At 57.0% G+C, this 22,942-nt stretch carries 13 protein-coding genes; 5 read left to right on the top strand and 8 right to left on the bottom strand.

Annotation, left to right across the window (positions count from 1 at the left end):
* Position 1: 1 nt before the first annotated feature.
* The gene (locus tag CLV84_RS05530; RefSeq protein ID WP_104418732.1) at positions 2-3,514 is read left to right on the top strand and encodes an AsmA family protein; all 3,513 of its coding nucleotides are present in this window, start codon (positions 2-4) and stop codon (positions 3,512-3,514) included.
* 369 nt (positions 3,515-3,883) lie between these two features.
* Here CLV84_RS05530 and CLV84_RS05525 read toward each other — a convergent pair whose 3' ends face one another.
* A complete protein-coding gene (locus tag CLV84_RS05525; protein WP_104418731.1) occupies positions 3,884-4,915 on the bottom strand; it encodes a T9SS type A sorting domain-containing protein in 1,032 nt (343 codons plus the stop codon).
* A gap of 247 nt (positions 4,916-5,162) precedes the next feature.
* Complete coding sequence (locus CLV84_RS05520; protein ID WP_104418730.1) at positions 5,163-7,433, bottom strand: hypothetical protein; 2,271 nt, start codon at positions 7,431-7,433, stop codon at positions 5,163-5,165.
* A gap of 357 nt (positions 7,434-7,790) precedes the next feature.
* Between CLV84_RS05520 and CLV84_RS05515 the strand changes: the two genes are divergently transcribed.
* On the top strand, positions 7,791-8,579 hold the full coding sequence (locus CLV84_RS05515; protein WP_104418729.1) for a sensor histidine kinase: 789 nt from the start codon (positions 7,791-7,793) through the stop codon (positions 8,577-8,579).
* 24 nt (positions 8,580-8,603) lie between these two features.
* Positions 8,604-11,183: a CHAT domain-containing protein gene (locus CLV84_RS05510; RefSeq protein ID WP_104418728.1), complete on the top strand. Its 2,580-nt coding sequence runs from the start codon at positions 8,604-8,606 to the stop codon at positions 11,181-11,183.
* A gap of 17 nt (positions 11,184-11,200) precedes the next feature.
* Here the strand turns inward: CLV84_RS05510 and CLV84_RS05505 are convergent, their stop codons facing one another.
* The gene (locus CLV84_RS05505; RefSeq protein WP_104418727.1) at positions 11,201-12,109 is read right to left on the bottom strand and encodes a hypothetical protein; all 909 of its coding nucleotides are present in this window, start codon (positions 12,107-12,109) and stop codon (positions 11,201-11,203) included.
* A 200-nt stretch (positions 12,110-12,309) separates the two neighbouring features.
* On the opposite strand from CLV84_RS05505, the gene CLV84_RS05500 reads away from it, so the two are divergent.
* The gene (locus tag CLV84_RS05500) at positions 12,310-13,797 is read left to right on the top strand and encodes a S8 family serine peptidase (RefSeq protein WP_170067584.1); all 1,488 of its coding nucleotides are present in this window, start codon (positions 12,310-12,312) and stop codon (positions 13,795-13,797) included.
* A gap of 151 nt (positions 13,798-13,948) precedes the next feature.
* Here the strand turns inward: CLV84_RS05500 and CLV84_RS05495 are convergent, their stop codons facing one another.
* From CLV84_RS05495 to CLV84_RS05475, 5 genes are all read right to left on the bottom strand, one after another.
* Positions 13,949-15,430 (bottom strand): M56 family metallopeptidase, encoded by a 1,482-nt coding sequence (locus tag CLV84_RS05495; RefSeq protein ID WP_104418725.1) that lies wholly within the window; start codon positions 15,428-15,430, stop codon positions 13,949-13,951.
* Entirely contained in the window at positions 15,423-15,809 is a 387-nt protein-coding gene (locus tag CLV84_RS05490) for a BlaI/MecI/CopY family transcriptional regulator (protein WP_104418724.1), read from the bottom strand. Before CLV84_RS05490 ends, CLV84_RS05495 begins: the two co-directional genes overlap by 8 nt.
* Before the next feature lie 143 nt (positions 15,810-15,952).
* Positions 15,953-18,439, bottom strand: coding sequence for a ribonucleoside-diphosphate reductase subunit alpha (locus CLV84_RS05485; RefSeq protein WP_104418723.1), 2,487 nt, complete (start codon positions 18,437-18,439; stop codon positions 15,953-15,955).
* A 364-nt stretch (positions 18,440-18,803) separates the two neighbouring features.
* Entirely contained in the window at positions 18,804-19,184 is a 381-nt protein-coding gene (locus CLV84_RS05480; RefSeq protein WP_104418722.1) for a four helix bundle protein, read from the bottom strand.
* Positions 19,185-19,374: 190 nt separating this feature from the next.
* Positions 19,375-20,352: a ribonucleotide-diphosphate reductase subunit beta gene (locus CLV84_RS05475; protein ID WP_104418721.1), complete on the bottom strand. Its 978-nt coding sequence runs from the start codon at positions 20,350-20,352 to the stop codon at positions 19,375-19,377.
* 963 nt (positions 20,353-21,315) lie between these two features.
* On the opposite strand from CLV84_RS05475, the gene CLV84_RS05470 reads away from it, so the two are divergent.
* On the top strand, positions 21,316-22,449 hold the full coding sequence (locus CLV84_RS05470) for a serine hydrolase domain-containing protein (protein ID WP_104418720.1): 1,134 nt from the start codon (positions 21,316-21,318) through the stop codon (positions 22,447-22,449).
* The last annotated feature ends 493 nt before the right edge of the window (positions 22,450-22,942 follow it).

Raw genomic sequence — 22,942 nt, 5'->3', positions numbered from 1 at the left:
TATGGTTAAACGACTGTTCCGCTGGTTCCTGATCTTACTGGGTCTGGTGGTGCTACTACTGGCCGGTTTCGCCGTGGCGCTCAACGCTTACCTAAATTCCGAGGAAGAAAAACTCGTGCGGGAGTATGCCTACCCGGCCGGACTCGATATCGTTTTCCGCAAAGTCGACCTGACCGCCTGGGAAAGCTTTCCGCTGGTCAGCCTCACCATCGACAGCCTCGTCGTACGGGATAGTTCGCTTACCCGCAACGACCCGGCCCTCCTGGAGCTGCATCGGCTGCACGCCGAATTCAGTCTCGCTTCCCTGTTCAGCGATACCATCAGTCTGCGCCGGCTCCAGTTCACGGGCGGCGGCCTGCGCATGGTGGCCGACTCAAGCGGCACTTTCAATACGGGCACCCTCCTGGACCGGGATTCCACGGCCGCCCGGGAGCAGGACCCTACCAAGCGGCGATTGCCCCGCCTGGCGTGGGAGGGCGTACGTATCGGCGTGACGGACCTCGGCTTCACCTACCGCCTGCCCCCCCGCAACAAATGGATCGACGTACACATCGATTCCCTGCAGGCCCTGGCTTTCCAGCCGGATGACGGCAACGTAATTTTGGAAAGCCACCTCGTCACCACCGTGGGCCAGCTCGCCTTCAATACCCAAAAGGGGGGCTACCTGAAGAATACCCGCGTAGAAGGACCGGTGGACGTTCTCTTCACCGAGGAGGAAATTACCGTTTGCCCCACCGAATTGGTCATCGGTGGCGAAGCCTTCACCGTATCGGCCGAGATCCGCCGGAGCGAGACCGACCCCACCTTTATTTACGTGGCCAACGACCGCACCAGTTACCCCCAGGCCCGGCCGCTGCTGCACGAAGACCTGCAACAAAAGCTGGGCGACTACTTCGTGAGCGGGCGCTTCCCGGTGCGGGCTACCATCGAGCTCCCACCCGGCGAGAACGAGAAAGTAACGATCGATTTCTCCCTCTCCGGCCAGGACGTAACGGCCAAGGGATACGATTTCACGAACGTCTCCACCCGGGGGGAGATCGTCAACCGCCTTGACCCCGCCGAGGGGGGTATTCCCGGCAGCAAGAAAAACCTGCGGGTCGAGCTGGACTCCCTGTCGGCCTATTACCTGGGCGCCCGGATCGAGAGCCCGCGGGCGGTCGTGGCCGTTTTCGGTAAGGACGCCGTGCTACGCGCCCCGTTGCGGCTCTCCGGCCCGGCCAGTGCGGTGAGTACCTATCTGGAAAACCGCGATTTCTTCTTCGACCGGGGGCGGTTTGAGTTGCTTACGCAAGTCGATGCTTCCCTGCTTTCCTTTGAGGACGTAGCCACCACCAGCGACGGGAGCCTGCAGCTGGATGACCTGGTCGTGGGCTACCGGCCCGCCGCCGCAAGCTTTCCTTTTCGGTCCATCCGGGTAGAGAAGAACGATCAGGATATTACCTTCCTAATCGAAAGCACCCCGCTGGCGAACGGATTTTCCTTCGACCTGGCCGGTCGGGTCGACAACCTGACGCCCCTGCTCATCGACGTACCCGACGCCCGCCTGAATACCGACGTTACCCTAACCGCACCACGGATCAACTGGACGGATTTCCTCACATTCTTCGGTCAGGGGGGGTATTTTCCGCAAGACGAAACGGACGGCCCCGACACCACGATCACCGATGCCGCTACCCAGTCCCGGGCCCTGAAGGAAACCCTCCGCGGGATTCAGCACACCTTCAGTCCGCAGGTCGACGCCACCTTCGACACCGTCGGCTACTACGACGTATTTACCCTTACCGATTTCGGTACCGGGCTCCACTTCAACGGCGACACCCTCGTCCTGGAACGAACCGCTTTCAACTGGGCGGGTAGCCAGGTGGGCTTCGGCGCCGAATTAAATCTGGCGATGGACGGGCAAACCCCCTTCCACCTGAGCCTGGCGGCCGAGCACCTGAACCTCAACGAACTGCGATCGTCGCTGGATTACTTCGGGGTTTACATCCCGGAGGGCATCGACTCCCTGCCGGAAGACCTGAGCATCGATTTCGATCATCAAGGACGTATCGCCGACAGTCTCGGCATCGAGCCGGGCTTCAACACCGGACGCCTGGCCTTCCACGATGGCCGCAGCGAGCTATTCGCCGGGCGGATGGACTACGAGCCCGGCCCGAACGGCTTGGTGACCGACATTCACCTCGGCGGGGATCCCCACGTCGTGAACGTGCTTTTTGGCGCCGAAGACTTCTTCTTCGGCACGGGCAACTTCACCATCGACCTGTCACTGGTAGGTACGCCGACGGATCTCCGCCAGCTGGTGCAAACGGGCAATCTTCGCCTTCGAATCGACAGTAGCCGCATCGCCTACCGCCCGGCCGACGTTTTCGTGCCCCTACGCTCCTTCGCCGTAGACATTACCGACGCCCGGGCGGAGTACCGCATGGAGCTGCTGGCCGACGGCTCCGAACGTAGCGTCAGCCTCAGTGGTGCGCTGAATAACATCAACGCCTTTTTGTACCCCCGGCCCGGGGAAAACTTCCGCGTAACCGCTGATGCCTACGCTCCCAGCCTGTTCTGGTCCGATCTGAGCGGGTTCGTGCAGGGAGACGGTAAGGAAACTACCGATTCGGCCCCCGACCTCCAAAGCTTATTCTCCACCGCCGCCGGCGCGCTTCGCTCCTTCCGACCCGACATTAGCCTGGCCATCGACACCCTGTACACCGGGGAAACCGCACCGCTGGTGCACCTCTATTCCGGTCTCCGCCTACAGGACTCTACCCGCCTACTCCTGGAACGTTCGGGCTTCCAACTGGCCGACGGGCGGGTAGCCTTCGATGCCAGCTACGACCTGGATACCGCCGTGATTAGTCCCTTCATCGTCCATTTCACCGCCGATACCCTGCCCCTGCAAGAGGTAAGAGAAGAGTTGGCCTACCTCGGCCTCCAGCTGCCCGACGATATCGGTGCATTGCGCGGAAACCTAACCCTCGACGGATCGGTAGTGGGTAAGTTAAACGAAGCTACCGGGAAGCTGGTCATGGATAGTACCCACGGCACCCTGGATTTCCGGCTTACCAATACCGAACTGATCGACTGGGCCCTACTAACCGAGATGGGCAAAAAGGCCTGGATGGCGGACCGGCTGGCTAAGTTGCGCTTTGCCCCCCTCGAGGGAGAGGTCGTCATCGACAGCGGCCTGATCTCCATACCGCGTACGGAAATTCAGTCGACCGGAGTCCAATTTTTCGTAGAAGGCTCCATCGACCCGGAAACCGGTCCTGACATGCTGATTTCCATTCCCCTGCGCAACATTGGGCGGGGACTAATGGACCAACCACCGCCGCGCACGGGGTACGCACGGGCGGGCTGGAAGGTTTACCTGGTCATGGAAGCTGGAAAGGACGGGGAAACGAAAACCAAATTCCGGCTGGGCCGGCGGCGCTACTTCAAGGACCGCGGTCGCCTGGAAGAATACCGGGAGCTAAAGCGGCAATACCGGGAGGAGCGAAAGGCGGCACGGCGGGCGCAGTAGGGAGAATACGACTGCAGTGCTTGCCGCGCCAGGTACAGTCGGCGGGCGGGTAATCGCCATATTCTGGGTAGGCGAAACCGCCCGGCAAGATTTCAGGGTAACCGGCTTCCCCCGTCGTTTCCAGCAGCCAGGGGTAGAGCAGGTGGGGAGCTGGTCGAGATAAGGTTGCCGGATAAACGCTGAGTACCCCTTTTAAATCACGACCATATTGCAGGCATACCGTACCCTTTTCTGCCCCGGACTACGCCTCCCCCGACCGAAATAGCCCTGGCCCGCAAAAAAGCCCGCGATGCGCATGCGCATCGCGGGCGGAGCTACTGGAAAGGACCGTGCATTCGGAAACAGCTTCCGCCGTCACCACCATGTCGCTTAGCGCTTAACGATGCGCCCGACCAGCGGGCGGCCGTTCTCCGTGGATAGCCGGAGGTGGTACAGCCCGTCGGGCAACGCGGAAAGATCGAAGTCGGCGGCGGGGTAAGCCAGATCCCCCACCGCACGGCCCGCGGCATCGTATACATTCAACCGACCTTCCCCTAGGCGGAGATCCCCGGCCAGATCGATGGCAAAGCGGCCGGTAGTGGGGTTGGGGAAGACGGGGAGGGGGGCGGGGTTGGCGGCGGGTTGGAAGAGGCCGCTCGGGCTGGTTTCGCGTGCGGTGAAGCGGTAGACGGTACCGGACACCGCATGGTTATTAAGCAACAAGTCCAAGGTGTCTAATGCTTCGATGGTCTCAATCCCCTCCCAGCGTGGAGATGCGGCATCGCCCTTCAGATAGAATAATTCGGCCCAACTAGCGGAGTCCGTAGCTGGATTTTCGTAATAGTCCTTTACCATGACGACGCCGGGTTCGGTCTCCTCCAGTCCGGCGATCACCCCTGCTGAACTCGGTCCGTAATGGATTTCGATCGTGCCGTCCTCTTCGTGGAGCCAAACCTGAAAGTTGGTGTACTCCGTCGAGGAGTTATTTCTGTATATATCATCCTCGTATCCGACATTTTCCCATTCGATAATACCAATTCGGGCGGGTGCGTTGCCCGTCAGGTGGTAGGTGATCGGCGATCTGGAATCACCTTCTGCTGCCGGGGAACGATCAGCGAGGTCGGCCACATTAGGAACCATTAGGTCACCGGTAAAGATATCGTCGGCCGGTTGCGGTACGGTATAGAGACCGCGCTCGTAGAAATATAGCGTGTCGATGGAGCGCCCGAAAAAGGAGAAAGGGAAACCCAGGGGTATATCGAATCCTAGATCGTAATCACTTCCCCAATTTGACGTTCCCGACAGCAGCCGACCGTCTTCCCGGTCAACATAGGTTTCGGTATCGACGGAAAAGGAATAGCTCTGCGCCGATAGGTAGCCAGACAGGCAAAGCAACAGACAGAAAGTAAAAGGTTTATACATGATAAATTGATTTAAATGGTCTACGCTCCGCCGGGTAGTGGTTGTGATTTTTGGTGGCGGATTGAGCGTTGATCTGCCCGGCGGGATTAGGTGACCCGGTGGATCAATAATTATTTTCGGAGACCTGGCCGTACGCTGCTACCCCGGGGTTGGATAAACGCGTACGGCCGTGGTGGACCACGGCCGTACGCCCCCTGCCGTCTGGCAGCGGTAAATTATTTAGGGCGCCGCAGCGCGGGAAAACCCTCTACATCACCGTAATCCGTTTCCGCAACAACTGTCCTTCCCGCGTGGCTAAAGTCAGCACGTACATGCCGGCGGGCAGACCGGCCACCGATATGGGGGTTTGGGGCACCCGCGGGTCCAGTTTTCCGGTGGTGATCAGCGCTCCCGCATGATTAAACAATTGGTAATCCATCAGCCCGGGAGCTAAGGTCCACACCAGTCCGGACCCAATAGAAACGTTTACCGATTCCCGTGCCGGCACCGGGAAGATGCGGACCTGCTCGCTAAGCACCTCGTCGTATACCGCCGTACTCACCCCTCCCACGCTAACCAGGTTACTCGGTTCGGACAGACAGTATGGTCCTTTCTTACGGGCGGTGTAGAAGCCGTTCCGCTGGGGACGGTAGTAGCGACCCGTGGTTTCCCCTTCGAACACGTCCTCGTGGTACCAGTATAGCGGACCGCTCAGCGTAGAGGCTAGCGTGGTGGTCGCTTCGTTGTACTGGATAGTCGGCGCATCCGGCAACGGCCGGCTGATGAATTGGCCGGTGGTAATCGGGCTGAGGCAACCGTTGTCATCCATAGCCTGCACCGTAAAGGGCGACGGCGTGGAAGCGTAATTTGGGTAGATACCGATCCGGCTGCTACCCTCCAACTCCTGATAGTATCCGTTGTAATCCGCCGTCCAGTAATAATACAGGTCACCATCCGCTATGGATAGATCAACCAAATCCGTAGTGCAGGTATCGATGAAAAGTCCTTGCTCCACGACGGGGGCTGCGGGCGGGGCCGCATCGACGGCCGTAAAGGCATAAGCTTCGGAGGGACTGGAAAGGCAGCCGTTGTCTTCAATTATTCCGTAGGCGAAGTAGGTGCCCGCCTGGCTAACCGTAAGCACGGAGGTAGTATCCCCCGTATTCCAGACAACAGGAAACCCGTAGGGAGAATAGGCCGTTAGTTCAACCGTGCTCCCGCTGCAAAGTACTTGCGTCTGGGGTTCCTCGATGTAGGGCGGTTCATACCCGTAGTACATCTGATCGACGTAAACGAAAGGACTGGGCGGACCGGGGCAACCACTCGGGTCAACCAGCCGGTAGCTGTACTCATCGGCCTCGGTAACGTAGATACTATCGCCCGTAGCACCGGTCGACCATATCACTTGCCCGCCAGCGATCAAGGAGCCCGATGGCGGGGTGAGCAGTAGCGAATCGCCTATACAGATGGTCAGGGATCCGGTGAGCGCCGGCGGCACTTCGGCGCTCGCGGATCCGCAAAGTGTTACGATCCCCAAAACACGGTCATCGGTGATGTAGGCGAAGGTTTCGCTCTCCCCTAATTTTTCGAGTACGCTTCCCCCCTGCCAGTTATAGCTCAGTGCATAGGGGTCCAACTCGATGGTAGAAACGTACGTTTGGGAAGGGAGATCGAATACACTGATACTCAGACGACCGGAAAACGTGCCGGAGCCTAAATAGTACAGGCGGTTTTCCTCCGGAGCGGCCTCCACGGCTAAGTTGCCAGACTGATTTAGGCCCTCCAGGGAAAGCACGCTAAAGAAGCCGGGGACGCCCTCCGCTATTTGCGCGATTCCTCCATTGGGAGCGTATAGTTGGCCAGCCGCGTACTCCAACCGAGCGCTATTATTCGTGTACAGTCCGTCATACGAAGCGGTCCGATCCAATCCACCGGTTGTCACCGCCAGGCGTTGCAACTGGTAGTAAAGCTGATTTTCGAAGGCCAGAATCGTAGCGTCCTGGTCCGTGTACACCAGGGTATTGCCCGCCGGGCGCTCCGTAGGCACGTTGGGCAGCTGTAGGCCCCGATCAAAAAGGGCGATGCCGGCCCCACTAGGGTAGGTGTAATAGCTGCCCCGGGCAACCGCGAGCAGATCGTCGCTGCCCCGGATCGGAAGGATGTCTTCCGCAAAAAAGGGTCCGTCGAAAGACTCCTCCCCGCCAAGGCTGAAGTCGAGGTCGATAGAATTGGTAAGCAGGCTGAAGCGGCGAACGCGATTCTCGCTTGCGAAGGCGACGTAGAGGTAATCTCCCGAACTAGTGGCCACCACTCGGGTCGGATCTAACCCGATGGGATAGGATTCCAGGATCGCGCCGCTTTCCCGGTCGATCAGGCAAAGCGCGCTGCCGGCATTATTGTCCGAAACCTGGAGCGCATAGAGGCGGTCGCGGGCTTCAACGTAGACCAGATCCCTAAAGCTTCCGGGTGCGGTAACTACGCGTTGACTAAAGCCGGATAGCGAGAGACAAAGAAAAAACAGGGTAAAAAGGTGCTTCATCAATGTGGGCGAGCTCGGTTTGTTGCGCTCAGGGAGACGAAAATATCTCCCCGCTTGATGCTGCGCCCAATTTATTTTACAAGGGGCAAATTTTAACTAAACTCCCTTTTCGTTGTCCCCGCGGCCGCACAAACTAACCTGGTTTTGCCCGCAAAGGCAGTACACTTGATCCTGGTCACGCACACCTATCCGGTGTTTGGATTCCCGGAGCGGTGAACGGCCACCCGGCGATCTCAATCCCCTACGTGGAGTAGACCAAACACCATTAATTGAAGGCGATGAAAATTGGGTATTTTGCCATAATATGGCAAGTGGTGACTCTCAGGAACTTTTTCGGGATGCTTTCGCCGGACAACGTTGGGGCTGCTGTTCCGCAAGATCAGCTACCAAAAGGAAGGGCTGCAGCAGCTACACGACCAGAAGGACCTGCTCCTGCGGGAGATTCACCATAGGGTGAAAAACAACCTGCAGATGGTGAGCAGCCTGCTATCGCTGCAAACCCAGTTCATCGAGGACCCGGCGGCATGGGATGCCATCGAAATGGGCCGGCAGCGGGTACGGTCCTTGGCCATCCTCCACCAGCGGATGTACCTGCGCGACCACATGACGCCGGCCGTCAACGCCCGCTCCTACCTCGACCAACTGATTCGGGAGCTGCTACAGACCCTGAACGTAGGGGGCATCAATCTTCAGCTGCAAAAGCGGCTGGAAGACATCGACCTCGACATCGACCGCCTGATCCCGCTCGGCCTGATCGCCAACGAGGTGATCACGAATGCCATCAAGCACGCCTTTACCCTGCGCAACGCCGCCACCCTCACCGTCGAGCTGCTCCGCGATGCCGATGACATCGAACTGCGCATCGCGGACGACGGCCGCGGCATCCGGCCGGAGGAGATCTCGGGTAAGGAAAGTTTCGGCAGTTTACTGATCCACACCTTCGCCGAACAGCTGGACGGCCGGCTGTCGATCGTCGGGGGGCGGAGGTGGTGTTGCGGTTTCCGGTATAAATACCGGCCGAATAGAAGGTTGATGCCCGTCGGTCGACAGTTCGGGAATGCTCTAGGCCAGGACGAAGCCTGGGCAGATGGTCAGATATTCATTATAATATCATGTGAGCGGTGCAGGACGCAAGAAAGACCGTAACTTGTTTTCGGTATCAGAAATGCTATGAAGTCCCGTTTTCTACTATTCACGATTGTCGTGGCGGCTAGCCTGTTGCACTGCGGCGACCACGCTAGTAGTTCGGATAGTTCTCGGGAAAATCACCCACTGTCTGACAGCTTGGAGGTGTTGCGTAAGGAATATGAGGCCGCACGTTTACCGGAAGCAATGGCCCGTGCTAGACGTTTACGCCTGCTCACGGAGCGCTCGATCAACGTTCCCCCCTCCATTCGTACCATGGGCTATCAATACCTCGCCTTATTGCACTTCGACCGGGCCTACCATCGCGACTCGGTAGAATACTTTACCCGATTGGCCGAGGCACAAATGCCCGCCGAGCCATCAGGATCCCTGCGAGCTCGACAATTGCTGTGCCAGGCATATCAGGCCTTTTTGGATTGGAGCTATCGGGATATTCAGATCTACGCGCAATACGGTCGGCATCTGCTCGCGGAATCATCCGTCGAAGACGAGTTTCTCAACGCATTGCTCCTCACCATTGAGGGACGTGGTTGCAAACAACAGGCCGACAAGATGAGTGCCCGGTCGGACAAAGAAATTTGGTGGGACATAAGTGCCGAGTTGCTGAAAGAAGCCGACCGTACGTTGGACCGAATTGATTCTCCCTGGCGCGGCTACCCGCTGGAACATCTCGCCATTTTGACAACGCGGCGACCGGAGGCCGACCAAACGTTTTTCAAGATAGTCGAGACTATTGATCGCATTGAAAACGGAACCCCATTTTTCGGATCCCGGGACAGACTGCTCGCTTACTTTCACTACCACCGGGATAACTACGATAGCACGGTGGTTTATGCAGGGAGGCTTGTCAGTGATACCACAAGCTTCAATTATGGATACGTCGATGAAGCATATTACTACCTGATGAAGGTATTAGAGTTCAGACAAGATTTTCGGGCGGCTACGAGTATGGCGAAGTCGAATATGCAATCCTTTGGGTGTTGCCCCCCCGGCGAAGAGGATCCCCTGTCGTGTCATTTAAGGTTGCAGTGCACCTCCCTTTTGAATCCCATGAGCGATTACCAATTAAAGCTCTATAAAGATTCCGGAGACCGGATCTATTTGAATCGGGCCAATCTGTATGCGCAAACTGCCTTGAACCGCTACGACGCCGCAATACGCGGGATTAACGAGGAATCCGTTCTAAACAGAAGTCTGGTGGTGGGGGAACGCCTGTTTAGTTCGGTCTTGCGAGCGTCGGTTGCCGTAGCCCAGGACGAGCCGAACCAGGAACACTTAGATGCGGCATTTCAGGCGATGGAGGGCGAAAAGTCCTTTCTCCTCGTCCAGGAATTAATGGATCGAACCAGTAATAAGGCCGGCGACAGCAGTCAGTACACAACGACGGCCCTGGTGGAAGTTGAGACGGAAATTCAATTATTGAAGACCGAATTCGACACGGATAGAGGTCTTTCCGAGGAACAGTTGGAACGATTTTGGCTACTGAACCAGCAACGTATACCCTTACGGGCCCGCATTCTGGATCGGAGGAAGGAAGTGATTTCCGCATCGGGCCTGAGAGACGAGAGCAATACCCTGCCATACGTGTGCGAACGACTGAACGCGAGCCAGGCATTGCTGGAATTCTCCGAAGTGGATAGCTTCTTGATCCTACTTTATGTCGACCGGGACACCCAAGCTCTATATACCGCTCCATTACGACCGGTCACGGAACATCTACTAGCCTTCACGGATCACTTCAATACAGCCCGCGGTTTAGAGGTGGAAGAATACGCGCGGGTAGCAAACCAGCTCCTACAAGACATAGCTGGTCCGGTCGTCCAACTCATGCGGCAGCGGAAAGAATTGTTGGTCGTACCGAGCCCTCACCTTCAATCCCTACCCTTTTCCGCATTGGTGATTGACCGTGGCCCGAACCCTTCCGAATTCTCCGACTTACGGTACGCGGTCGATGAGTGGAACATACGGTACCTGTCGAGCTGGCGGACCGAACGGCACCTAGCCCAGCGGAGAAACGCTCTGAGGGGAGAAGCCCCGGTCGTGGGGATCTGGACACACAGCCAACTGGACGGTTACCTGGGCGACGTCGCGCAGGAATCAATTGCGGCAACATCTACGGATTACAATCACTATCGTAAGGATGATTGCAGCAGCAAGTCATTCTTGCGGTTCGCCAAGCAATACGATATACTACACCTATCCGCCCACGCCAAAGCGGATACGCAGCACCTGCACCGCAACTTTTTGTATATGGCTCCCGGTGACAGCCTCAATGAGTTACGCATCAGTGAACGTTCGTGGGACGCCAGATTAGTTGTCCTTGCCGCCTGTTCCACGGATCGCGGCCAGTCTTTCAGCCGGGAAGGAAACTTCAGTCTGCGACGAAGTTTTCACCTGGCGGGGGTGCCGGACGTCGTCGCATCGTTCTATGACATACCCGCCAGCGCGACCAACCGGATTTTGATGGACTTTTACCGCTATCACTTAGGAAGGGGATGTACGGTATCGGAATCGCTGGCCAGAGCGCAACGGCGGGCGGCGCACCGCAGCGAAGCCCAGCGGGATGCCGACCCCAGGCAATGGGCCGGCCTCCTCGCCGGATAGGTATTCGCTCCCTAGTGCTACAGGCCTCTCTCCCTGGCTTCCTGACAGGTTAATGCTTCAAACGGATAGCCAAACCAAATATCCAGGGTATCGCAGTACACCGCCTTTTCGGAATAAAAGACGGTATCCGACGGCAAGTCTTTCAATTTCTCATGAGTCGCTTGCGCGCTATCATCAGGAATGGGTATCCACATTACGGTGTGATCGGGAAGATAACTGCCCAGTAGGGTCACCCCGTTCTGGAAAATAGTGGTAAACTCTCCCTCAGTTTCACCGATATATCCGTCAAACAGCTTGTAAATCTCGCTTTTCTTCAGAGCCTCCGATTGGTACTCGGATTGGAAGTGAGAAAACAGATCAAAGCGGGCTACCAAAGGGTCAATTTTAGGTGAAGCGTCCGACAAACCTATCCTGGCGCTGGATTGGCAAATCATCTTCGGGCAATTACCCTGCGTAGCCGAACAACTTCTGGCATCGCCTATCTCGAAATCCGTACAAAAGTGATTGACCCCTAACGACTCGTGTTCCTGTCTTTCCGCTTCAGAATCCTGCCGTAGCTCCTGCAGAAGCTTTATTTGAAAGGCTTCATACTTGTTACCGATGTTAGCCATGGCTACTCCCGCGCCTGGATCGCTGTAGTCCAACAGGTTATTGAGTTTGGTCATGCCCCTGGGTATCGTCAAACCCAGTACGTTGGCACTTTTTACGCCTGGTTGGGTATTTCCGTCGGCGGCTTCGGCTAGCCTGTCCAACAGTTCCTGCGTATCATTTACGCTACCATCGTTGAGCACGAAATAGGGTACTTCGCCGGATTGCACATGATGAAAAACGTTTCCCGACAAGCCGTAAGGCTGATTCGGGTTGTCTTCAGAGTCAATAAAGTATTTTCCCGAACCGGGCTGTAATTGAAACTGCGTACGTGGCATGGAGGTGGTTTTCCGGCAAGCTATAAACCAAATATCACAAACAGCATACTTACCCTAACATTCACTATATCTGGTGACCCGATCCCTTTCTTGTACTCCGTGATTTTTCCGACTTTGGTATTCGTCATCAGGCATCGTTTAAGCCCAGGGATTCAAACACCATGAAAAAGTGCTCACAAGATTATATGTATATCCGGGGTTTGAAAGTCGCGATCAAACCTAAAAGCGACGATTTTTTTCCTCGCTATCCACCAGTGACTACTAAATCATCCAGATATTTCAATACCGTTCAACGTAAAATCGGATTCGATGTACGTGAATTTTCCAAAGGGAACATCGCCTATGTAGTCCAGGACTGGCAAGGAGAGGTTGCGAGTGAAATTGACTTCGTGCCATGGTTAGCGGTACAATTCAAGGATTCTACCTCCCGTTCGAGGATTGAATCCGTGTTTTCGGAACTGGAAATAGACACACGAAACGTACGTGAACTGGATTTTGCGAAAAATCTGTACGAAATCCATACCCCTGAAGGTGGATGTGCTGCTCTACAACTCGCTAATACGATTTCAGAAGCTCCGGAATACCGCGAATTTATCCAGTTTGCGGAGCCACAATTCAGACAATTGAGTGTCAAACTACCGCCCCACTCCATCTTAAAAACCAAGGACAAGGCGCGGGATATCGTATTGTACCGGAATGCCCACAAGAATTTTCGGTATTCCCTAAACGGTGCATCGGCCGCTGCGGCCTCAGCTGCCTTCCTGCCACGTAAGCCCAAGGAAAACGAATTGACCATTGCAGTGGTAGACCAATTCTTTGGCTCAAGAGAACAGTTACGTGAAGCCAGTGTGGTCCATAGCGTGTATTATGACGATAATTATCAGCCTCGTGCATTCGACGACTTTTATATAAGCTCCGAAAACCATGGCACCAGGTGTGCTTGTATAGTAAACAAGCTGCATCCGACCGGTCATATCGCGCTTCTTTCGATGGCCAGTAAAAATAACCTGGGAACCCAGGCTTCGCTGGCAAAATGCATCGCCAAAACGGTAGCGGCGGATGCGGATCCTATTCTTCCTGACGTGGGCGTGATTAGTTGTTCCTTGGGAAGTGCTTCCGGCGGGCACGTACCTATGCAGTCCATTCTAAAGTTGGCCATCGATCACGCCGTGTCAAACGGACGGGGTGGGAAGGGTATTCCCGTCATATGGGCCGCTCAAAAAGCTCAGGAAGGCGTTCCGTTTGACCAGGATGAAATTAACAACTATCACAAAGTGATTACGGTAGGCTCCGTTAAGGCTGAGGGCACAGCCTTCGATACAAAGGAAGGTCAGCACCTCGATGTAATGGCTCCACCGATTTATTTGTCACCTTTTGGTTGTCTATTAGCGAGTAGCTTCGCCGCCCCGCAGGCAGCAGCTATGGCAGGCTATTTAATCGAACGATACCCGGAAATCACGGCAGCTCAGATTCATGCCATGCTGCGTATGGGAACCAGGCCTCCCAATACGAACGACTTTACACCGGGCCGGCATCATCCTGCTTATGGTTACGGCATATTAGACTTCGACAGGATTAAAAGCTTATCTCGAACGGACCTTGACGTAGAAACCATGCTCACTACCCTTAAACGAGAAGAAGAGAGGTGGAATGATCAAGAAAAACGCCGACTTGACAGCTTCGGATAAGGATCCGCCCCGCCCCGGCTACCGGACAAAAGCGGGAGCAAATTATTCCGCGACAGGGCACGGAGCGCGAGAAGGTGTCCAGATTATGGTAGAACCGAACCGTTTTGTGCCACTCGATGTCGGCCTGCCGTGAATCCGAAACGGATCGCCCCTACTCCTTTTTCGTAGTGACCATGATGACGCCGTCCTTCTCCGCGTCGAAACCGAGTTTGGTCATCTCTTCCTTGTTCTTGATGACCTTGAGTTCTGCAATCGTGGACGGAGAAAGCGAGACCTCGTTACGGTCGACGATGCGACCGTCCACTACCAGAATGATATCATCGGGGAGGTTGGAGAAGGAGGCCGATTCATCCCCGGACGCCTTGCGGAATTGGACCTTCTCTTGCTTGTTAAGCTCTATATCCAGTTCCCGGTCCTTGATATTATCGAAGATGATCTCCTTCGACACGTAACCCACGTAACTGATGAGGAGCGTGACGGCGCCGCTATCGTCCCAGTCCAGGCTGAAGTCTCCGTCGATATCCGTGATCGTGCCCGTATTCGTTCCCTTCACCATCACGGTAGCTCCGACAAGGGGCGTGTCGGTCGCGCCGTCCAAGATGGTGCCGGTGATGTTGGTATTGGGCATCACCGTAGTGAACGGGCCATTCAGGGTACCCAGAGTCAGCAGAACGAACAGCGGGAGGGAAAGTAGCGGGGCGAGGAAATAGCCACCCCGGGGATTACCGGAGCTTTGGGGGCCAAAGAGGCGATGCACGCGGTGCGAAAAGGAGGAGCGATCGGTTGCGGACACGGTAAACGGAATTTTAGGATGAAGCGAATAGGCCGCCACGCGCAACAGGGCACGGGCGTAGGTTTTACGACCGGACACACCGGCCGCGAGGTCGTCGCAGGCGAATTCCCGCTCGCGGTCCAGCTCGCGGCATAGCCAGTTGACGAGTGGGTGGTAGAAAAAGAGCGTAGCCACGAGTTGCTGCAGCGCCTGCCAGAGCGGATCCTGGCGCCGAAGGTGGGCGAGTTCGTGCCGGAGGATCGCGTGCACCTCCTCCGTTGATAGTTCGTTGGCCAGTGCCAGGGGGAAGAGGATGAACGGCCGCCACACCCCGACGGTAAGCACCTGATTGACCGCCGCCGACAGCCGCCATTTGGCCCGGCAGCCCGGGGCCATGGCGGTACGAAGGCTTCGGTAGTCGGCTATCCGCTCCGCCTCGGGCAGGATGGAGCCCTTCCGTAGTCCGAGCATACTCCGGTACGCCCACAGAGTTCGCGTTCCGGCCAGTAAGAGGCCGATGAGATACATCACGGAAAGCAGCGGTAACCATTCCGGGATCCATTGCCCGGTGCCCATGAGGTCTACCCCATCGGTCGGGGTGTCGGTAGGAACCCCGCTCGCGTCGCCGCCCGCCCCCGGCAAGGGTTCGGCTTCGGCCGGCCAGCCGAGGTAAATCAGCATCCCGAATACGGGCAGGAGGAGGGTAAGAAAAGCCAGCAGCACCGAATGCCGGCGTGCGGGGTCGGTAAATCCCTTAGCGGTCAGGCGTCCTGCCAGTAGGAACAGGCCGAATACCCACAGGGAATGCAGCAGGGCGTAGCCGACGGCGGCCAGCAGCGGATGGTAGAGAAGGTCAATCATGCTGATCTTTTTGTGCGTCCAGCCATCGTTGCAGTTCGTCCAGTTCCTCCCCGGTCGGCTGATCCGTACCGAGGGCTTTCAGCGCCAGTCGGACCGCCGAACCGTCGAATGCCTTATTCGATAACCGGTGGATCAGCTTGGCTTCCACTTCCGATCGGGTGGGAACGGACGAATACCGGTGCTGCAGGCCGTCCCGCCCCCGTTTGACCAGTCCCTTCTTATGCATCCGCTGCAGTTGCGTCAGTACCGTCGTGTAACTGAGCGCTCGTTCGTGGGTACATATCCAGTCGTGGACATCATGCACGGATGCTCCGGGCTGCTCCCAGAGGGCTTGCAGTATACGGAGTTCGGCATCGGAGGGTAACGGATCTACGGCCATACCGTAAATATATACTACACGTGTAGTATTTGCAAATTTCCCCGGCTTTTTCTCCGCTCTGCCGTCTGCCGGTGCCTAACCAAAAAAAACCCGCGATGTCAGAGACGCCGCGGGCCAGGAATGTGGGTAAGGAATGTAATTCTCTAAGCGGAGCAAGCGATGCAATCCGGATCGTCCAGACTACAGGTCTTGCCTACCTCGGCCGTCTGTTCGGCGCTTAATTCTTCGAAATCCTTTGTAGCGGTGGCAGGTCCGTTGTTGGCCTGTGGACTGGGTACGCCGCCGATCATCTTAGGCGTGGATACCTTGCGGCTTCCCTGCTTTACCTGACCGTCGCCGTCGTCGCTCTGCTTGACCAGTTGTTCTTTGTCGACGGTGAACTTGATCGCGTCGCGGGCGGCTTTGGTGCGCAGGTAGTACATGCCGGTCTTCAGGCCCTTCTGCCAGGCGTAGAAGTGCATGCTCGAGAGCTTACCGAAGTTGACGTTCTCGACGAAGAGGTTCATCGACTGGCTCTGGCAGACGAAGGCCCCGCGGTCGGCCGCCATATCGATGACCACCTTCTGGCTGATCTCCCAGACCGTCTTGTACAGGTCGCGGAGGTGCTGGGGTACGTCTTCGAAGTCCTGGATGGAGCCGTTGCTCTGCATCAGGCGGTTGCGCATCTGGTTGTCCCACAGGTCCAGACCAATCAGGTCGTGCAGCAGGTGCTTGTTCACCACCACGAACTCCCCGGAGAGGGTACGACGGGTGTACATATTGGAGCTGTAGGGCTCAAAGCACTCGTTGTTGCCGAGGATCTGGCTGGTGCTGGCGGTTGGCATCGGCGCTACCAGGAGGCTGTTGCGCATACCGTACTGGGCGAGGTCTTCCTTGAGGCCGGCCCAGTCCCAACGGTCGCTGGGCGTGACGCCCCAGAGGTCGAACTGCAGCTCGCCCTTGCTGGCGGGGCTGCCGGGGTAGCTTTCGTAGTGACCGAGCTCCTTGGCCAGCGCGATGGACTCGGTACAGGCGGCGAAGTAGATCGCTTCGAAAATGTCCTTATTCAACTGGCGGGCCTCCTCGCTATCGAAGGGCATACGCAGCATAATGAAGGCATCGGCCAGTCCCTGCACGCCGAGGCCGATGGGCCGGTGGCGCATGTTGGAGTTGCGGGCTTGCTCGATCGGGTAGTAGTTCCGGTCGATGACCTTGTTGAGGTTGCGGGTGACGACGCGGGTCACTTCGACCAGCTTGTCGAGGTCGTAGGTCTTGTCGTCCTCGTTGACGTACTTCGGCAGGGCGAGACTGGCCAGGTTGCAGACGGCTACTTCGTCCGGACTGGTGTACTCCATGATCTCGGTGCAGAGATTGGAGCTGCGGATGGTGCCAAGGTTTTGCTGATTGCTCTTCCGGTTGGCGGCATCCTTATAGAGGATGTAGGGCGTACCGGTCTCGATTTGACTGTCGAGAATGGCAAACCACAGCTCCTGCGCTTTGACGACCTTACGTGCCCGACCTTCCTGCTCGTACTGGTGGTACAGCGCTTCGAATTCGCCGCTGTGCGCGTCGCAGAGACCGGGGGCCTCGTTGGGGTCGAAGAGGCTCCATTCCGCGTCGTCCTTCACCCGCTGCATGAACAGGTCGTTCATCCACATGGCGTAGAAAAGGTCGCGGGCGCGCATTTCTTCCTTGCCGTGGTTCTTCTTCAGGTCCAGGAACTCGAAGATGTCGGCGTGCCAGGGTTCCAGGTAGACGGCGAAGGCGCCCTTGCGCTTGCCACCGCCCTGGTCCACGTAGCGGGCCGTATCGTTGAACACCTTCAGCATCGGTACGATGCCGTTCGAGGTGCCGCCGGTGCCTTTGATGTAACTGCCCGTGGCGCGGATGTTGTGGATGCTGAGACCGATACCACCGGCACTCTGGCTGATGCGGGCGCAACGACGCAGGGTTTCGAAGATGCCCTCGATGCTATCGTCGGTCATACTGAGCAGGAAGCAGGAGCTCATCTGCGGCTTGGGCGTACCCGAGTTGAACAGCGTAGGCGTGGCGTGGATGAACCACTTTTCGCTCATCAGCTGGTAGGTCTGGATAGCGCTGTCGATGTCCTCCAGGTGAATACCGACGGCAACGCGCATCAGCATATGCTGGGGGCGTTCCACCACGGCACCGTCGCGGCGCATCAGGTAGCTGCGCTCCAGGGTTTTGTAGCCGAAATAATCGAACTCGAAGTCGCGATCGTAGATGATGGCGGCGTCCAATTTCCGCTTATTGTCGCGGATTACCTGCATGGTGTCGTCACCGATCAGGCCGGCGGGTTCGCCGGTCTTCGGGTCGACGTAGTTATAAAGCCCCTCCATGGTGGCACTGAACGACTTGTCGGTTTCCTTGTGGAGGTTGGAGATGGCGATGCGCGCGGCCAGCTGGGCGTAGTCCGGGTGGACGGTGCTCATCGAGGCGGCGGTTTCCGCGGCCAGGTTATCCAGTTCGACGGTAGTGACGCCGTCGTAGAGCCCCTGGATGACCTTTTTACTTACCGTGATGTGATCGACGAAATTCTCGTCGAGCCCGTAGCACAGTTTTTTTATGCGGGCGGTGATTTTATCGAAGGAGACGTCTTCTTTGCGTCCGGATCGTTTGATTACTTGCATGGGTGTGATAGTTTATGATTTGCGATTCTCGAATCTTGAGATGCGACTGTTGATTTGGCTGCCGCACGGCTTTGCTCCCTTCGGTCGTGCGACCGCAAACCTTTTCGACTCCTTCGCTCGCGGTTAGTGTTTGGTTGTCTGATTGGTGATTAGCGATTCCTGAGATGCGATTGTTGATTTGGCTGCCGCACGGCTTTGCTCCCTTCGGTCGTGCGACCGTAAACCTTTTCGACTCCTTCGCTCGCGGTTAGTGTTTGGTTGTCTGATTGGTGATTAGCGATTCCTGAGATGCGATTGTTGATTTGGCTGCCGCACGGCTTTGCTCCCTTCGGTCGTGCGGCCGTAAACCTTTTCCCCTGCTTCTCTAGTGGTTGGTTTTTTTCTGGCGCTGATCCAGGGTACGGACCGTGGCGACAAAAATGCTGATGAGTTCGTTGGTTTCCTCGATCAACTCATTGAGTCGGATTTTAGAAACCAAGTCGGATCGATCGACAATACGGAGGCTGATATGCGATTCCCGTAATTCCTTCAATCCGATACTGATTTTATGACGAAAGTCCTTGTTTGACTCTGCCCCTCTCGCTTCACCGTAGAGTAGTGCCGGCGCTGTACCCGATCGAAGTAACTGGTGACCGAAGTGCTTTCCGGCGTAGGAACGGGGGAACTTTTCGGCTAACTTCACGATCCGCACGGAGTAGGCGATGAGGCGTTCCTCAAGCTCTGCTGCACGTTCATTGGAAGTCATAATCAGTTGTCAGTTTTTTGGCGAGGGCCGGCGCAGCCGCCCGAGTGGTACGTGCGGTAGCCAATCCACCCTCGCCAATCAAAAATCGTTTATCGCTTATCCTTCTCTCGGCGAGGGCCGGCGCAGCCGCCCGAGGGGTATGTGCGGTAGCCAATCAGTCCTCGCCAATCGAGAATCAGGAATCGCTTATCTAAAAGTCCTCATCCAAAGAGAAAGCCTGCTTCTCCCGGTCGGAAGTGACGCCAGCCTTCTGGTACTCCCCTACCCGCTTCTCGAAGAAGTTGGTCTTGCCCTGCAGGTTGATCATGTCCATCCAGGGGAAGGGGTTTTCGACGTTCCAGACCTTCTTTTCGCCGAGTTCGACCAGGAGGCGGTCGGCGACGAACTCGATGTACTGGCACATCATATCGGCGTTCATGCCGATCAGGTTGACGGGTAGCGAATCGCTGACGAATTCCTTTTCGATCTCCACGGCGTCCTTGATGATCTTGGTCACCATGCCGTCTTCCAGCTTGTACTGGATGTGGTCGTTGTAGAGCAGACAGGCAAAATCGCAGTGCATGCCCTCGTCGCGGCTGATGAGCTCGTTGGAGAAGGTGAGTCCGGGCATGAGGCCACGCTTCTTGAGCCAGAAGATGGAGCAGAAAGAGCCGCTGAAGAAAATGCCCTCCACGGCGGCGAAGGCGACGATCCGCTCGGCGAAGCTGCCGTTGTCGATCCAGCGCAGCGCCCATTCGGCCTTCTTCTGCACGCAGGGCATGGTTTCGATGGCGTTGAAGAGGTGGTCCTTTTCGGCGCCATCGTTAATGTAGGTGTCGATGAGGAGGCTGTAGGTCTCGGAATGGATGTTCTCCATCATGATCTGAAAGCCGTAGAAAAACTTCGCTTCGGTGTACTGCACCTCGGCGACGAAGTTCTCGGCCAGGTTCTCGTTGACGATGCCGTCGCTGGCGGCGAAAAAGGCCAGTACGTGCTTGATGAAGTAGCGCTCGTTGTCGTTGAGCTTGTTGTTCCAGTCGTTGAGGTCGGCGCTGAGGTCGATCTCCTCGGCGGTCCAGAAGCAGGCCTCGTTGTCTTTGTAATAGCGCCAGATGTCGTCGTGCTGGATCGGGAACAGGACGAAGCGGTTGGGATTTTCTACCAGGATCGGTTCAAGCTTGGCATTCATAGGGAACGGTTTTATAGGCAGCTACTGCACTGCGATGGTCAAAAAAGGGGATAGCAGTGACTGTTCCTCCACGTGTTCTTCGATGGGGGAAGGGCCGGACTAACCCGTAAGTTTCTTGGTGTCAGGTAACTAAGGCGGCACCCCTTCAGTAGGACGCCGCCTCAGCCTAAGTGGTATCAGCAAGCCGGAGCGTGCGGGGCGTCCAACCAATTTGTTGGTTTCCCCCGTATAAGTGCCAAGATAGGCCGACTGTTGAGGGATAAAAAAGCCTATTTATCCACATCGTGTGGATAACTTTTGTTAACTGTATGTAAATCAGCCTCTTAAGGGAATTTACTCTTTTCTCCACATTGTTAATAACCTTTTACACATTGTGGAAAACGATGCTCTTTTCCACATCCGATGTGTGCAAAAGCCTCATTTATTGTGCACTACGGGTGATTAATTGTGCAAAACCTACAATTTTATCGATTTTCCTGCTTGACCCCCGGTGGAAAACCGCATCCTATCCGGCCGTTATGAGGTAACCTGCTTCCCCTCTTGCGAGGGCGCTGCCGAATCCGGCCGCCGTTTCTTCCGCCCCGCCTTAACCTCCGGGTAACTTTGCGGTACCCTTTCTCCGACATGACTTCCTCCCTTTGCACCCGCTGGTTTACAGTAGATCTGTAACAAGGAAGGAGAGCCGGCGGGTAATATCATTCCGGGCGTTAATGAATCCGGGGCGATAGCGATCGTCTTGTGCTGAACGGAGCGACCCGCCTTTCCCGATGGCGTACCCTCCATCCGGCGCTGAGCGCCTTGAGCGGAGACGTCACGCCCCTGAACGCACCCCTGGGATGAAATGGCGCTCGTAGAGAATCCCGCGTCGAGCGCCGCCCGGCCGATAAAGCCCACCGTACGGCTCGAAGCGGGCCTTCCTCTTTGGATACCGGAATACCTTGCTCTCAGCCTTACATTTGTCTAATGCGCTTCACCTACCTCCTCTTCCTGGTTTTTCTTTTCTCCCGCGCCCCGGCGCAATACTTCCCCTCCCCCACGGAGTGGCAGCAACGCACCGCCGCGGAAGCCGGCTTCACCGACGCCGGACTGGACAGCGTGGTCCAGTTTGCGATCAACAACGAATACTCCGGGCAGCGCGATCTCCGCCTCGCCATCCTCGAAGGCTTCAGCCGCGAACCCGGCCACACCCTGCGCGGCCCCACCAAGGAACGCGGCGAACCGGCCGGCATGATCATCAAGGACGGCTACCTCGTCACCAGCTGGGGCTACACCGACCGGGTGGACATGACCTTCAGCGTCACCAAGAGCTACCTCTCCACCACGGCGGGCCTGGCGCTCGACGACGGGCTCATCCACTCCGTGGACGACCTGGTGAGCGAATACGTCTGGGACGGCACCTTCGATGGCCAGCACAACGGACAGATCACCTGGGAGCACCTGCTGCAGCAGACCTCCGACTGGTCCGGCACCCTCTTCGGCCTCGAAGACTGGACCGACCGCCCCGACCCCGACGGTACCTACGACAGCTGGAAGAACCGCGAGTTGCACGTGCCCGGCACCCACTTTAAGTACAACGACGTGCGCGTCAACGTACTCGCCTACTCGCTGCTGCAGGTGTGGCGCCTCCCCCTGCCCCAAGTGCTCAAGGAGCGCATCATGGACCCGATCGGCGCCAGCACCACCTGGCGGTGGCACGGCTACGACGACAGCTGGGTGGAGCTTGACGGCCTCCGGATGCAGTCGGTCAGCGGCGGTGGCCACCACGGCGGCGGGCTCTTCATCAGCACCGAAGACCACGCCCGCCTCGGCCTGCTCTTCGCCCGGCGGGGCAACTGGAACGGGGAGCAACTGATCTCGGAGCGCTGGGTCGATATGATCCGCACCCCCGCGGCCGCCAACGCCAGCTACGGCTACATGTGGTGGCTCAACGCCGGCGACCGCGCCTGGGAAGGGGTGCCCGACCACGTGTATTACGCGGCCGGCTTCGGCGGAAACTTTATCGTCGTGGACGAGGAACTGGACCTGGTGGTCGTGACCCGCTGGCTGGAGCCGAGCGAGATCGGGCCGTTCATGCGGAGGGTGTACGCGGCGCTGTAAGGCGTCGCTACGGTTTCAGCCGTCATGCTGCCAAATTTGCCCCTGTTCTTCATCAGGCAGCCAGTCCACTAAAGTGTACGCTACGCGTAGCGACGGCTTCAGCCGTCATGCTGCCTCCAACGCAAAGCAAGTACGATAAGGCGAAGTAACACAGCAGCTAGTCTACTGAAGTGGACGCTACGGACCGACGGCTTCAGCCGTCATGCTGCCTGAAACACCTGCCCCGCAAACCCAACGTTTTGGCAGCCAGTCCACTGAAGTGGACGCTACGCGTAGCGACGGCTTCAGCCGTCATGCTGCCTCCAACGCAAAGCAAGTACGATAAGGCGAAGTAACACAGCAGCTAGTCTACTGAAGTGGACGCTACGGACCGACGGCTTCAGCCGTCATGCTGCCTGAAACACCTGCCCCGCAAACCCAACGTTTTGGCAGCCAGTCCACTGAAGTGGACGCTACGCGTAGCGACGGCTTCAGCCGTCATGCTGCCTCCAAC

It is taken from the genome of Neolewinella xylanilytica (assembly GCF_002934605.1).
Classification (GTDB): Bacteria; Bacteroidota; Bacteroidia; order Chitinophagales; family Saprospiraceae; genus Neolewinella; species Neolewinella xylanilytica.
This window is presented reverse-complemented; position numbering and strand designations above follow the sequence as displayed.